The organism is Streptomyces sp. NPDC087422 (assembly GCF_044744145.1).
GTDB lineage: Bacteria > Actinomycetota > Actinomycetes > Streptomycetales > Streptomycetaceae > Actinacidiphila.
In genome coordinates this window covers 579,182-592,846 of sequence record NZ_JBIUXT010000002.1, presented here as the reverse complement: position 1 = coordinate 592,846, position 13,665 = coordinate 579,182, and the positions used below count along the sequence as shown (strand labels likewise).

Genomic DNA, 13,665 nt, shown 5'->3' with positions numbered 1-13,665 from the left:
CATGGAGAAGACGGTGGGCGGGGAGAGAGCGGCAGCGAAGGCGGCGGCGTTCGGGAAATTCGTGGTGTGCGGCGGAGGCGTCGGCCTGCTGTCGAGCGCCGTGCTGGTGGCGGCGGCGGGCCACGCCCCGTTCGCGTTGGTGAACGCGGTGGTCACCGTGGTGTCGACGCTGCTGGCGACGGAGCTGCACCACCGGATCACGTTCAGGTCCGCCGAAGGCGGATGGGCGGGGTGGCGGGTGCACAGCAAGTCGGCGCTGACGCTGCTCGGGGCATACCTGTTCACGACGGCGGCCGTCCTGACGCTGGACCACGCGCACCCGCACCCGGGCGCCCTGCTGGCGCAGGCCGTGTACCTGGGGGCCTCCGCCCTGGCGGGCATCGCCCGCTTCGCGACGCTGCGCCTGCTGGTCTTCCCCACCCGGAACCCGGCCCGCGAGGCCGCCCGCGAGGGCACCCGCGAGGCCGCGAAGCCGCTGGACCGGGACGGTGTGGCGGCAGCCGCGTAACGGCCCGGAGATGTCCCCGGGCGCCCCGTAACATTCCCCGTCCCCCGCCGCGTCGAAGAGGTGAAGGGTCGGACGGGGGAAGGGGAGCGGGATGCGAGAGGGGGAGACGGCGGCGTATCTGGAGTTCGCGGCGGTCCGCGCGAGCCACCTGTACCGGTCGGCCTGTCTGCTCGCCAGCGGCGACACGCACCTGGCGGAGGACCTGGTCCAGGAGACGCTGGGCCGGATGTTCGTCGTCTGGGGCCGGATGGCGAAGGTGGGGAATCCGGCCGCGTACGCCCAGACGGTTCTGGTCCGCGCCTTCCTGACCCACCAGCGGCGGCGCAGCAGCAAGGAACGCCCGAGCGCGGAGCTGCCGGACAGCCCCACGCGGCACGGCGACGACGCGACGCTCAGGATCACGCTGCTCGACGCGCTCGGCCGGCTCTCGCCGAAGGACCGGGCGGTCCTGGTGCTGCGGTACTGGGAGGACCGCAGCATCGAGGAGACCGCCGAGGCCCTGCGCTCCACACCGGGAGCCATAAGGACCCGCACGGTACGCGCGCTCGCCCGGCTCAGGGCGGACCTCGGCGGCAGCCTCGCCGATCTCATCGCCCGCTGAGCCGCGTCGGCTGAGCCCCCCCCGCAACCGATAGCCGCCGAACGACCGACCGAACGAACGACAGACAGACCAACCGGCCGCACCCGTGGCCGTCCCCCCCACGTAGACCGCATCCGTACACACCAAACCGAGACGGTGGTTCCGCCATGCCCATCGAACCGATCGAATTCGAAGACGAGCTGGGCGACGCGCTGCGCCGCACCGCCGACACGTTCCAGCCGGACGACTCCCGCGGCCTGGTCGCGGAGGGGCACGCGCACGGCCGCAGACTGCGCCGCAGGCGTACGGCCGCGATCACCGCGGGCGTCGCGGCCTTCGCCCTGGTCGGGGTGGGCGGCGCGCTGGTCGGCGGCCTGGCCAAGGGCGACGGGGGCAGCGGGGTCGCGTCGGCGCCCACCAAGCCCGCGGTGTCGTCCGCGGCCTCGGACAAGGCGAGTTCCGCGGCGAAGCCGGCCAGGCCCGCGATGACGGCCAAGCAGGTGATGGACCTGTTCCTGGCGACGCTGCCCAAGGGTCATGTCACGAAGTCCACCTGGCCCAGCCGCGGCACCGAGGAGGGCATTCCGCTGGCGGCGGTCGTCTTCAACAAGGGGCTGGTGACGCTCGGCATCGGATTGGGCGAGGCGGTGCCGTCGTGCCCGGACTTCCCCTCGCAGGACCCGGACACCTCGTGCACGTCGACGCACGTGCACGGCGGCACGCTGACGATCTCCAAGGGCTTCGAATACTCCGACCACCGGGCCGAGACCAAGGAGTGGTACGCGACCCTCGTCACACCCTCCGGCGCCGTGATCAGCCTGAGCGAGTGGAATTCCAGGGACGAGAAGGACGCCCCGATCTCACGTCCGAATCCGCCGCTCAGCTCGGCCCAGCTCGCCAAGATCGTCACCGACCCGCGCTGGCAGCGGGTGATCGACGCGCTGCCCGACCCGGACAAGGCGACCTGGGACAACGCGGCCACGGACCCGTCGGCGAAGGACAAGGCGTCCGCCCGCCTGGCGGGCACGTACGGCGGCTGACACCGCCCCCGGCCCGGACGTCCCCCCGGCACGTCCACCGGCCCGTCCCCCGGTGCCTCGCAGGGCCTTCCCCCCGCCCCCTCCTCCGGTCCGCCGCCGACCGGACCGGGGGAAGGGGGGCTTCCCGTTCACAAGCTTTTTGCGCATGCTTTGAGTACCCGGGTGCCGTCGGCGACGGCTTTCGGGTGACAATGCGACAGTCGAAGCTGAAGTATTCGGCACAGTTGGCCCCCTGAAAGAAGCGAGGATCTCCATGTTGCGAAACGGGCTGGAGCCGTGGCACCTGATCGTGGTGGCGATCGTCGTCATCGTGCTGTTCGGTTCCAAGAAGCTGCCGGAGGCGGCCCGCGGACTCGGTAAGTCGATGCGCATCCTCAAGTCCGAGGCGAAGGCGATGAAGAGCGACGACACGGGGCCCGCGAGCCCCGAGCCGACCGCCACCGCCACCCCGGCGCCCGAGGCCATCACCCCGAGCGACGTCGTGACCGCGAGCGAGACGACCCCGACTCCGCAGCCGACGACCACGGCCAAGTAGCCGCCCCGCGCGCGGCGTTCACCGCCGCGTCCGCCGGGTATCCGGCCGAATCACCGCGAAGCGCCCGTCGGCCCCCCGCCGGACGCCGCTGGGACGCGGCCTGCCCCCGCCCCCCGTTTCCGGGATCCGGCAGCCTTGATACGTTCCTGATGTCCAGGAACCGGAAGGCCGGATCCGGTGGAGTGACGGGGGGCCAGGGGTGACCACGGGTACGGGCAGCGCCGCGGAAGCCGTACCGCCGGAGTTTCTGACCGGTTTTCCCGAAACGCTCGCCGAGGTATCCCGCAGTTGCCGCCCGCTCAGCCGCGCCGAGCGCGAGAGCCGCCGCGCGCTGGGCGAGCAGGCCGCGGACTCCGGCATAGCCCTGCCGTCGCTGATCGGCACCCACCTCACCGCCGTCCGCGAGACCTGGCCCGTACTGCCCGGCGTGGCGGACGCCAGGAGCACCGCCGAGCTGCGGCAGGTCGGCGCCGCCGTCCTGGCCGCCCTGGAGACCGGTGTCGCCGCCCTCGCCGAGGGCCACAGCCGGGCGCAGCGGCACTCGGTACGCCGCGCGGCCCTCGCCCGCCGCGCCTTCGTCGACGACCTGCTCTACGGCCGCAGCGACCCCGGCCGCCTCGCGGAACAGGCCGAGGGCTTCGGACTGCGGCTCGCGGGCCAGCACGTCGTGGCCGTCGCCGCGGCGCCCGAGGACGGGCCCTACGACGAGACGCACCCCGCGCTCCGCCGGGTCGAGCGCGAACTGGCGGGCCGCTTCGGCGACCACGACGCGCTGGTCGCGCCCAAGGACGGCCGGATGGTCTGCGTCGTGCCCGGCACGCAGCGCCAGGTGCTCGACGCCTTCGTGAAGACCGTCGCCGCGCCCAGGACCGCCGTCGGGCGCTCGCACAGCGGCGCCTCCGGCGTGGTCCGCTCGTACGAGGAAGCGCTCAGCGCCCTGGACCTCGCCGACCGGCTCGGCCTGGAGGCGACCGTGCTCAACGCGGCCGACCTGCTGGTCTTCCCGGTGCTCATGCGCGACCGCGCGGCGATGCTCGACCTGGTCAAGACGGTGCTCGGCCCGCTGGAGGAGGCGCGCGGCGGGGCGCTGCCGCTGCTGGAGACGATCACCGCGTACGCCGCCGCCGGGTACGTGAACGCCGAGGCCGCCCGGCGGCTCGACCTGAGCGTGCGCGCGCTGTCCTACCGGCTGGAACGTATCGCCGCCGTGACCGGCTTCGACCCGGACGACGCCTTGCAGCGCTACACCCTGGAGACGGCCGCGATGGGCGCGAGGCTGCTGGACTGGCCGACCAAACCGCTGTGAGCCGCGCGCCGACGCGGCGCGTGCGCTGACGTGGACGGGCGCGCCCGAGCCAGGGTCCTGCCCACGCGGCGGGCGGGCGGGACGGTTCGGCGGGTGCGCTGACGTGGCTGGTGTGCCGACGCGGCGGCCGGGGCTACGCGGCCGGCGGGGGCGGTGTCGCGCCGGTGGGTATCGCGGCCGCTCCGGCGGCGCGGGCGGCGGCCACTTCGGCGGCTTCCGCCTCCTGCGTCGGGCAGCTCCGGTCCTCCTCCGAGCGGGCCTCCTCGCACTCCGTCTTGAGCCCGGCGCTGATCGCCCGGCCCGCGTCGCGCAGCGTGGCCAGCTGCTCGGGGGTCAGGACGTCGAAAAGGTGCTCGCGGACGGCCGTCACATGCCCGGGGGCCGCCGCTTCCAGCGCGGCGAACCCGGCGTCGGTGAGCGTCGCCACCCAGCCGCGCCGGTCGCAGTCGGCGGGGCTGCGTACCACCCAGCCCTGTTTCTCCAGCGCGGACACCGCGTGCGAGAGGCGGCTGCGCGAGGACTGCGAGGCTTCCGCCAGCTCGCTCATCCGCAGGCTGCGCCCGGACGCCTCCGAGAGCCGCACCAGAATCTCGTAGTAGGCCATGGGCATGCCGGACTCGCGGCGGAGCTGGCGGTCGATATACGCCGAGAACTCCACGCTCGCGGTCATATACGCACGCCAGATCTCCTGCTCGTCGTCGCTCAGCCAGCGCACATCGTCCATGCCGACCAGCATACGGGTGGTTGAACTCTCAACACCATGGCGTTATGGTGGGTGAGCGCTCAACCAAATACCCCGGTTCACCGCTCAAGGAGCCCCACATGTCCTCCCAGACCGAAGTGATCGACGGCTACGTCGCCGGCAAGTGGACGATCGACGCGGTCCACTCCGATGTCTCCTTCTACGTCCGTCACCTCGGTGTCTCCAAGGTCCGCGGCAGCTTCGACAGCTTCGAGGGCACCATCGAGACCGCCGAGAACCCGGTGGACTCGAAGGTCTCCGCGGTGATCAAGACCACCTCGGTGAGCACCAACAACGAGATGCGCGACAACCACGTCCGCAGCGCGGACTTCCTGGACGTGGAGAAGTTCCCGGAGCTGACCTTCACCTCCACCGCGATCCGCCCCAAGACCTCCGAGCTGTTCGAGGTCGACGGCGACCTGACGCTGCACGGCGTCACCAAGACCGTCACCCTCCAGCTCGAACTGAACGGCTTCGGCACGGCCCCCCAGGGCCACGCCATCGCCGGTTTCTCGGCCGCCACCGAGATCAGCCGCAGCGACTTCGGCGTGACCGGCGGCGCCGCCGGCGCGGCCGTCAGCGACAAGATCCGCATCGCGCTGGAGATCGAGGCCGCCCAGGGCTGAGGCCCCCGCGCCCCGTCCTGCCACGGCACGGCAGATCACGCGTTCTCCCGCCTTCGCGCGGCGTATTCCACGGCTCCGGCCGCCCTCCGTACGGGTCACTCCGCGCGGACGGCGGCCGGAGCCGTTTCGGTTGCGGTCGGTTCAGGACGTGTAGACGCGGTGAAGACTGCCGGGAACCGGCAATGCGACAAAGGTTCCCGGACTGCGACAATCATCGCGGGGCGGGGGAGAGCCGCACAGGGGGGAGGTGTTGGGGATGGGGGAGTTCACCAGCATCGTTCTCGGCTTTCCGACCGTCCTGTTCGGCGGGGCCCTGGTGGTCGTGGTCTGCTTCTGGCTCGTTGTGCTCCTCGGGGGGGCCGATGCCAACGGACCCGGACACCACGGCCCCGACGCCGACTTCGGGGGCGCCGGACACGGCGGTCACGGCGGACTCGACGCGCACGCGCACGACGCCCCGGACGGCGGCCACGAGGGCCACGGCGGACTCGGCGGCCTGCTGGCCGCCACGGGACTGGACGGCGTGCCCGTCACCGTCGTCTTCTCGCTGCTCACCGCGCTCGCCTGGTTCCTGAGCCTGGCCGGCTCCGCGGCGCTCGACGGCGCCGGCCCGCCGGGCCTGGTGCGCACGCTGCTGTCCTTCGCCGTCCTGTGCGGCGCCGTGATCGGCTCCTGGTCGCTGACCTGGGTGCTGGTCCGCCCGCTGCGACGGCTCTTCCCGCACGAACGCCCGCCCTCACGCGAGGACTTCGTCGGGCAGCCCTGCGTGATCCGCACCGGACGCGTCACCGGCGCCTTCGGCCAGGCCGAGGTCACCTCGCCGGACGGCTCCACCGCGGTGGTCCAGGTCCGGCAGAGCGGCGAGGACAGGTACGCGGCGGGCAGCACCGCGCTGATCTACGCGTACGAGCCCGACGGCGAGTTCTTCTGGGTCGCGCCGTTCGACCCTTACGAACGCATCGGCCCCGCGACGGTCTGAGCGGTTCAACCCCTGAAGGCCGCGACGCCCGAAGGCTTCACCGCCTCGGGGCCGCGACGCCTCGCCGCGCCCGCCCGTCCGCACCCCCACTGAACGTCCCCGCCGGCCGGACCACTCCGGCCGGTCCGCCTCGCCGCGCGGCACCAACCCGCCGTACGGCGGCACATCGTCCCCGCACCACCAGACCCGTAGAACCTGAGGATCTGCCATGGATGCCACCGCCATCGGAATCGGCGTGCTCTTCGGAGTGCTTCTGCTCATCGCCCTCGGAACGCTGTTCACCGTGAGCCGGCTGTTCCGAAAAGTCGCCCAGGGCCAGGCGTTGATCATCTCCAAGGCGAAGCATGTCGACGTCACCTTCACCGGCGCCGTCGTGCTGCCCGTCCTGCACAAGTCCGAGCAGATGGACATCTCGGTGAAGACCATCGAGATCCAGCGGACCGGCCGCGAGGGCCTGATCTGCCAGGACAACATCCGCGCCGACATCCACCTGACCTTCTTCGTCCGCGTCAACAAGACGAAGGAGGACGTGATCAAGGTCGCGCAGGCGATCGGCACCGAACGGGCCAGCCACCAGGGGACGTTGCAGACGCTGTTCAACGCGAAGTTCTCCGAGGCGCTGAAGACCGTCGGCAAGCAGCTCGACTTCGTCGACCTCTACACCCACCGCGAGAACTTCCGCGACCGGATCATCCAGGTCATCGGCACCGACCTCAACGGTTACCACCTGGAAGACTGCGCGATCGACTTCCTCGAGCAGACCCCGATGACGCAGCTCGACCCGGCCAACATCCTGGACGCGCAGGGCATCCGGAAGATCACCGAGCTGACGGCGATCGAGCACGTGCGCACCAACGAGTTCCAGCGCACCGAGCAGAAGGAGATCACCCGGCAGAACGTCGACGCGCGCGAGACCATCCTGGAGCTCGAACGCCGTCAGGCCGAGGCCGAGATCAAGCAGCGCCGCGAGGTCGAGACGCTGCGCGCCAAGGAAGAGGCGGCCACCGCCCGCGTGCAGGAGGAGGAACGCCTGGGCGCGCAGGGCGCGTTCATCCGCACCGAGGAAGTGCTCGGCGTCCAGCGCGAGAACCAGCAGCGCGAGATAGCGGTCGCGCAGAAGAACCGCGAGCGGGTCATCGCCGTGGAGAACGAGCGGATCGAGAAGGACCGCGTCCTCGAAGTCATCGCCCGCGAGCGGGAGACGGAGCTGTCCCGGATCTCCAAGGAGAAGGAGGTCGAGTCCGAGCGCCGCGAGGTCGCCGACGTCATCCGGGAGCGGATCGCGGTCGACCGCACGGTGGCCGAGCAGGAGGAGTCGATCAAGGCGCTGCGGCTGGTGCAGGAGGCCGAGCGCGAGCGGCAGGCGCTCATCATCACCGCGGAGGCGCAGGCGCAGGAGCAGCTCGTCAAGGACATCAAGGCGGCGGAGGCGTCCGAGCAGGCCGCGCACCACAAGGCACGCGAGTCGCTGACCATGGCCGAGGCCCGCAAGCAGGCCGCCGAGCTGGACGCCGCCGCCAAGATCCGGCTGGCCGAGGGCATCCGGGCGGAGGCCGCGGCGGCCGGGCTCGCCGACGTCGAGGTGCGCGAGCGCAGCGCGGAGGCGATCACCAAGGTCGGTCACGCCGAGGCCGAGGCCACCGAGGCCCGGCTCAAGGCGGAGGCGGAGGGCTCGCGGCTGCTGGCGCTCGCCAACGCCGAGGGCACGACCGCGCAGGCGAAGGCCGACGCGGCGATGATCGGCGAGAAGCTGAAGGCGGAGGCCGAGGGCCTGACGGAGAAGGCCGCCGCGATGGCGGCGCTCGACGACGCCTCGCGCGGCCACGAGGAGTACCGGCTGCGGCTCGCCGCGGAGAAGGACATCCGGATGGCCGGGCTCGACACGCAGCGCTCCATCGCGGAGGCGCAGGCGACGGTGCTGGCCACCGGCCTGGAGCACGCCGACATCCAGATCGTCGGCGGCGACAGCGTCTTCTTCGACAAGCTGCTCGGCGCGGTCTCGGCCGGGCGCAGCGTCGACAACTTCGTGGCGAACTCCGACACCGTCAAGACGCTCGCGGGCACCTGGCTCGACGGTTCGGGCAACAGCTTCACCGAGGACGCCACGCGCGTGCTGTCCTCGCTCGGGTCCGGTGACGTAGCCAACCTCACCGTCTCCGCGGTGCTCGGCCGCCTGATCGCCGAGGGCGGTCCCCAAACGGGTTCGCTGAACAAACTCCTCGACCAGGCACGGTCGTTGGGCCTGGCCGACGCGCCGCTGAGCGCTCTGCGCGGTGCCGCGCCCGACGCCCAGCCCGCGGCCTCCTCGGCCAACGGTCTCGTCAAGAAGTGAGGGGGCCGGGCGTGAGCGGGGCGCAGGAGTCGCGGGGCACGGCACCCGAGGGTTCGCCGGGCGCGGCCTCAGGGGGGCCGCGCCCGGCGGGCGGGTCAGCCGCGGGCGGGCTGGACGGGGACGCGTACGAGGTGCTGCGCGCACGGCTCACCGCGTCCGCGCGGCTGCTCGCGGACCGGGCGGGGGCGCTCAACTCCCGTCGCCAGGAGGTGTTCGGCACCACCGAGCTGCGCCTGGACGGCACCGAGCGGCTGCGCACCGCCCACCCCGCGCAGGCGGCGGACGTGGCCGCCGTCGGCCCGTATCTGCTCTTCGCCTCGAACCCGCCGGAGGTCACCTCGGTCGGCGACGTCTTCCAGGCGCTCCCGGCGGCGTCGGTCGGCGAGGCCGGTGGGGGCGGGCAGGGCAGTGCGGGCGGCGAGGGCGGTGCGGGCGGCGAGGGCGGTGCGGGCGGCGGCGACGCGGGTCCCGCCGGGCTGCTCGACGACCCCGTGTTCGTACGGGAGTTCGGCGAGCTGTACCGCTACTACCGGCAGACGCGGCTGCTGCGGCTGCGCGTCGCCGAGGGGCGGCTGCTCGCGGTCTTCAGCACCGGGCCCGGCGTCGGCGACGTCCGCGTGGTCGGCTGGCGGGTCGCGCCCGACGGGAGCTGCGCGTACGAGGGGACCGCGCGCGAGGAGTGGGCCGACTCCGACGGCGGCGTCTACACCGTCACCTGGGCGGCCGTCACCCGCGAGGACCAGGTGGCGGGGCGCGACCCGCACCTCGCGCTGACCGCGGCCGACGGCGGCACCGTCACCGTCGCCACCTCCGGCGGCACGCTCGCCATCGGCGCCGACGAGGCGTCGTACGAGGAGCCGGTCGAGGACGCGCTCCAGGCCCTCGCGGACGCCGACGTCGCCTACGCCACCGTCGGCCCGCTGGTGCTGCTGCGTGTCCGGCCGTACCGCGAGAACGCCGACCGGCACTTCGCGGTCAACACCAGGACCGGCGAGATCGAACGGCTCGACGCCCTCGGCCAGGCGTGCCTGCGGCTCCCCGACGACCAGGGCGTGGTCTTCCCCGGCGGCTACGCGCTCGCCACCGGCGGCACCCGCGCGTACGAAACCGGTCCGGAGGAGCTGGAGTTCGAGCGGATCGTGCGGTCCGCGAACGGCGAGGACGTGCTGTACGTCTTCCTCGCCGCCGACGGCCGCCGCCTGCTGCTGCCGTACAACCTCATCCGCAAGGAGGCCGCGGCGCCGCTGCACGTCCAGGGCGCCGCGCTCTACGAGGACGGCACGCTGCTGACGCTGCGCCCGGCCGACGGCGGCGAGGCGGCCCGGGTGCACATGGTGCAGCGCTGGGAGACGCCGTTCCTGTCCGACGCCTACGCCGCCGCGCAGCCGGTCGGCGGCGGACCGCTGGAGCGGATCGGCAACCCGGACCTGGTGCGGGCCGTCGCGGACACGCTGTCGGTGGCCCGTACCGCCCTGGCCCTGGAGGCCGCGCCCGCGCTGCCGGGCTACGAGGCGCTGGTCGGCGAGTGCGAGCGGGTGCTCGACCGCTACCACTGGCTCGGCGACATCGAGGAGGACGCCGCTTCGACAGACGCGGCCTCCGGCGACCTGGTCGCGCCGCTGGCCCAGGTCCGCGACACCGGACGGCAGGTGCTCGCCGAGTACGCGCGGGTACGCGACCTGACCGCGCGCGCCGCGACCGCCGTCGACGAGAGCGCCGCCCGTATCGCCGCCCTCGTCCGGCAGGCGCGCGGCGAGGCCGTGAAGTCCGCGGACGAGTGGGTCGAACGGCTCACCGAACTGCGGCGCGCACAGGGCCACTTGATGTCCCTGCGCGAGATGCGGTACGTCGACGCCGAGCGCCTGGACGCGCTCACCGCGAGCCTGGCCAAGGACCTGGCGGACGCCGCGCGCCGCGCGGCGGGGTACTTCGCCGACGAGCACGCCTTCGACGGCTACCGGGACCGGGTCGCCGCGACCGCCGCCGACGCCGAGGCCATCGGGGCCGCGGCGGACGCGGCCGAGGTCGCCGCCGTCCTGGACGAGCAGGCCACCGGGCTCGCCACCGTCACCGAGATCGTCGGCACCCTGGAGATCGACGACGCGACCGTCCGCACCCGCATCCTGGCCGCCGTCGCCGACGTGCTCGGCGCCGTCAACCAGGCGCGGGCCGTGCTCGACGGCCGCCGCAGGGAGCTGGCCGCCGCCGAGTCCGAGGGCGAATTCGCCGCCGAGAGCGCGCTGTTGGCGCAGAGCGTCAGCGGGGCGCTGGCCGCCGCCGACACCCCGGAGAGCTGCGAGGAACAGCTCGGCCGGCTGCTGGTCAGGATCGAGAACCTGACCACGCGCTTCGCCGCCGACGACACCCGGCTCGCGGCCCTGGACGAGCGTCGCGAGGAGATCCACCAGACCTTCGCCGCCCGCAAGCAGGCGCTCGCCGACGAACGCGCCCAGCGGGCCCAGCGGTTGGCGGCCTCCGCCGAGCGTGTCCTGGCCGGGGTGCGCCGCCGCGCCGCCGCGCTGCCCAGCCTTGACGACGTCAACACCTACTTCGCGTCCGACCCGATGGCCGCCCAGCACCGGCGGATCGCCGCGCAGTTGCGGGACCTCGGCGACCCGGCGCGGGCCGCGGAGGCCGAGGCGGCACTGGCCGCGGCCCGGCAGGACGCGGGCCGCTCGCTGCGCGACCGGCTCGACCTCTACGACGCGGACGGCACGGTGATCCGGCTCGGCCGCCACCGCTTCGCCGTCAACACCCAGCCGCTGGAACTCGCCCTCGTCCCGCACGCGGACGGCCTCGCCTTCACCATCTCGGGCACCGACTACCTCGTGCCGGTCGCCGACCCCGCCTTCGCGGCCACCCGCCGCTTCTGGGACCGCCCGGTCGTCTCGGAGTCGCCCGACCTGTACCGCGCCGAATACCTCGCCGCGACCCTGCTGCTCGACGCCCCCGGCGCTCTGACCGACATCCCCGCGCTGGTCAAGGAGGCCGCCGCGGCCCGGCTCGACGAGGGTTACGAGCGCGGTGTCCACGACCACGACGCGACGCTGCTGCTGACCGCGCTGCACGAGCTGGACACGGCCGCGGGCCTGCTCCGCCACCCCGCGGCCGACCGCGCCCTGGCCCAGCTCTTCTGGACCCATGGCGCCGCCCCGGCCGCCCGGCCGGCCTGGACCACCAGGGCCCGCTCGCTGAGCAGGGCCGCGTCCGCCTTCGGGGACTCCGCCGCCGCCGTGCCCGCGCTGACCGAGCTGGCCGCCGAACTCGACTTCGCCGTACGGGACTTCGCCGCCCGTGCCGGACTCGGGCCGATCGGCGCGGTGGGCGAGGGGACGCCCGTCGGCGACTACCTGGTGGCCGAACTGGCCGCCGACCGGACCGGTTTCGTCGGCGGCGCCGAGGCGCGGGCGCTGCGGGAGCGGTTCGTCTCCGCGCTCGGCGGCGCGCAGGGCGTGCCGTACAAGGAGTTCCTCGACGACCTCGGGGCGCTCGGCGACGACCTGGGCGCGCGCTGGCAGCTCGTGACGGGCTGGCTCGGCGCGCATGCCACGAGCTCCTCGGTGTCTTCGGCCTCTTCCGTCTCTTCCGTCTCTACCGCGGACGGTGAACTCGCCGAGGCCGCCGCCGCGTTCGTCTGCGGTCCCGACCTCGCTGTCTACGCCTCCGAGGCCGCCGTCGGCACCACCGTGACCGGGCTGCTGGGCACCCACCCCCGGATCACCGCCCGGCGGATGGCCGTACGCCTGGACGAAACCCTCACCCGCGTACGGCGGTTCAGGGCCGAGGACGTCCCCGCCTACCGCACCTACCAGCGGCACCGCACCTCCGTGGTGGCCGCCGAGCGCGACCGCCTCGACCTGGACGCCTACCGCCCGCGGCCGTTGACCGGCTTCGTCCGCAACCGGCTGCTCGACGAGGTGTCGCTGCCGCTCATCGGCGACAACCTCGCCCGCCAATTCGGCCCGTCCGGCGGCCTGTTGATGCTGATGTCGCCGCCCGGCTACGGCAAGACCTCGCTCGTGCAGTACGTGGCCGCCCGGCTCGGCCTCGCCCTGGTGACCATCGACGGGCCCGCGCTCGGCACCGGCGTCACCTCGCTCGACCCCGAGCGCGCCCCCGACGCCACCTCGCGCCGCGAGGTCGAGAAGATCAACTTCGCGCTGGAGCTGGGCTCCAACGTGCTGCTCTACCTGGACGACATCCAGCACACCTCGCCCGAGCTCCTTCAGAAATTCATCACGCTGTGCGACGCGCAGCGCCGCGTCGAGGGCGCGGCGGGCACGTACGACCTGCGGGGCAAGCGGTTCGCGGTCTGCATGGCGGGCAACCCGTACACCGAGTCCGGCCGCCTCTTCCGCGTCCCGGACATGCTCGCCAACCGCGCCGACGTCTGGAACCTCGGTGACGTCCTGACCGGCAGGGAGGCGCTCTTCGCGCTGAGCTACGTGGAGAACGCGCTCACCGCCAACGAGACGCTCGCGCCGCTGGCCGGGCGCGAGCGCGGCGACCTCGAACTCCTCATCCGGCTCGCCGAGGACGACCCCACCGCCCGCGCGGACGACCTCGCCCACCCCTATCCGGCCGCCGAGCGCGAGGACATCGTGGCCGTCCTGCGCCATCTGCTGCGCGCCCGCGCCACCGTGCTGGCCGTCAACGCCGCCTATATCGCGTCCGCGGCCCGCACCGACGCCTCGCGCACCGAGCCGCCGTTCCTCCTCCAGGGCTCCTACCGCACGATGTCCCGCCTCGCCGCCCGTATCCAACCCGCCATGAACGAGGCCGAGTTGGAGGCCGTCATCGACGACCACTACCGCGCGGAGGCGCAGACCCTCGCCTCCGGCGCCGAATCCGCCCTCCTCCACCTCGCCGCCCTCCGCGACCGCCTCACCCCCGCCGAGGCGGCCCGGTGGTCCGCCATCAGGTCCGCCTACGCGGGGGGCGGTACGGCCGTGGGGTAGCGGGACACGGCCGGCCGCGTCGGCCCACGCGGCAAATCCGGTGACGCCGGGGCCCTCCC

The 13,665-nt window shown here is 73.4% G+C and carries 10 protein-coding genes; 9 read left to right on the top strand and 1 reads right to left on the bottom strand.

Annotated features, from left to right (window positions below):
- The first annotated feature begins 1 nt into the window (after position 1).
- From ACIO6U_RS08445 to ACIO6U_RS08425, 5 genes are all read left to right on the top strand, one after another.
- Positions 2-508 carry a hypothetical protein gene (locus ACIO6U_RS08445; protein ID WP_401716657.1) on the top strand — a complete coding sequence of 169 codons (507 nt, stop codon included), beginning with the start codon at positions 2-4 and terminating at the stop codon, positions 506-508.
- A 91-nt stretch (positions 509-599) separates the two neighbouring features.
- A complete protein-coding gene (locus ACIO6U_RS08440) occupies positions 600-1,109 on the top strand; it encodes a SigE family RNA polymerase sigma factor (RefSeq protein ID WP_355336390.1) in 510 nt (169 codons plus the stop codon).
- 146 nt (positions 1,110-1,255) lie between these two features.
- Positions 1,256-2,128, top strand: coding sequence for a hypothetical protein (locus ACIO6U_RS08435; RefSeq protein ID WP_401716654.1), 873 nt, complete (start codon positions 1,256-1,258; stop codon positions 2,126-2,128).
- 253 nt (positions 2,129-2,381) lie between these two features.
- Positions 2,382-2,663 (top strand): Sec-independent protein translocase subunit TatA, encoded by a 282-nt coding sequence (gene tatA / locus ACIO6U_RS08430; RefSeq protein WP_355336392.1) that lies wholly within the window; start codon positions 2,382-2,384, stop codon positions 2,661-2,663.
- A gap of 199 nt (positions 2,664-2,862) precedes the next feature.
- The gene (locus ACIO6U_RS08425) at positions 2,863-3,969 is read left to right on the top strand and encodes a PucR family transcriptional regulator (RefSeq protein ID WP_401716651.1); all 1,107 of its coding nucleotides are present in this window, start codon (positions 2,863-2,865) and stop codon (positions 3,967-3,969) included.
- A 133-nt stretch (positions 3,970-4,102) separates the two neighbouring features.
- On the opposite strand, the gene ACIO6U_RS08420 is transcribed toward ACIO6U_RS08425, so the two are convergent.
- A complete protein-coding gene (locus ACIO6U_RS08420) occupies positions 4,103-4,693 on the bottom strand; it encodes a MarR family transcriptional regulator (protein WP_355336394.1) in 591 nt (196 codons plus the stop codon).
- A gap of 98 nt (positions 4,694-4,791) precedes the next feature.
- Between ACIO6U_RS08420 and ACIO6U_RS08415 the strand changes: the two genes are divergently transcribed.
- From ACIO6U_RS08415 to ACIO6U_RS08400, 4 genes are all read left to right on the top strand, one after another.
- Positions 4,792-5,337, top strand: coding sequence for a YceI family protein (locus ACIO6U_RS08415; RefSeq protein ID WP_355336395.1), 546 nt, complete (start codon positions 4,792-4,794; stop codon positions 5,335-5,337).
- Between the two features lie 256 nt (positions 5,338-5,593).
- The gene (locus ACIO6U_RS08410) at positions 5,594-6,316 is read left to right on the top strand and encodes a hypothetical protein (RefSeq protein ID WP_355336396.1); all 723 of its coding nucleotides are present in this window, start codon (positions 5,594-5,596) and stop codon (positions 6,314-6,316) included.
- Positions 6,317-6,524: 208 nt separating this feature from the next.
- Positions 6,525-8,648 (top strand): SPFH domain-containing protein, encoded by a 2,124-nt coding sequence (locus ACIO6U_RS08405; RefSeq protein WP_391042994.1) that lies wholly within the window; start codon positions 6,525-6,527, stop codon positions 8,646-8,648.
- An 11-nt stretch (positions 8,649-8,659) separates the two neighbouring features.
- On the top strand, positions 8,660-13,606 hold the full coding sequence (locus ACIO6U_RS08400; protein ID WP_401716646.1) for a DNA repair ATPase: 4,947 nt from the start codon (positions 8,660-8,662) through the stop codon (positions 13,604-13,606).
- Positions 13,607-13,665: the final 59 nt, after the last annotated feature.

Excerpts from the sequence above, each read along its gene's own strand:
- ACIO6U_RS08445 (WP_401716657.1), top strand. The coding sequence starts at position 2 with ATGGAGAAGACGGTGGGCGGGGAGAGAGCGGCAGCGAAGGCGGCGGCG.
- ACIO6U_RS08440 (WP_355336390.1), top strand. The coding sequence starts at position 600 with ATGCGAGAGGGGGAGACGGCGGCGTATCTGGAGTTCGCGGCGGTCCGC.
- ACIO6U_RS08435 (WP_401716654.1), top strand. The coding sequence starts at position 1,256 with ATGCCCATCGAACCGATCGAATTCGAAGACGAGCTGGGCGACGCGCTG.
- tatA (WP_355336392.1), top strand. The coding sequence starts at position 2,382 with ATGTTGCGAAACGGGCTGGAGCCGTGGCACCTGATCGTGGTGGCGATC.
- ACIO6U_RS08420 (WP_355336394.1), bottom strand. The coding sequence starts at position 4,693 with ATGGACGATGTGCGCTGGCTGAGCGACGACGAGCAGGAGATCTGGCGT.
- ACIO6U_RS08415 (WP_355336395.1), top strand. The coding sequence starts at position 4,792 with ATGTCCTCCCAGACCGAAGTGATCGACGGCTACGTCGCCGGCAAGTGG.
- ACIO6U_RS08410 (WP_355336396.1), top strand. The coding sequence starts at position 5,594 with ATGGGGGAGTTCACCAGCATCGTTCTCGGCTTTCCGACCGTCCTGTTC.
- ACIO6U_RS08405 (WP_391042994.1), top strand. The coding sequence starts at position 6,525 with ATGGATGCCACCGCCATCGGAATCGGCGTGCTCTTCGGAGTGCTTCTG.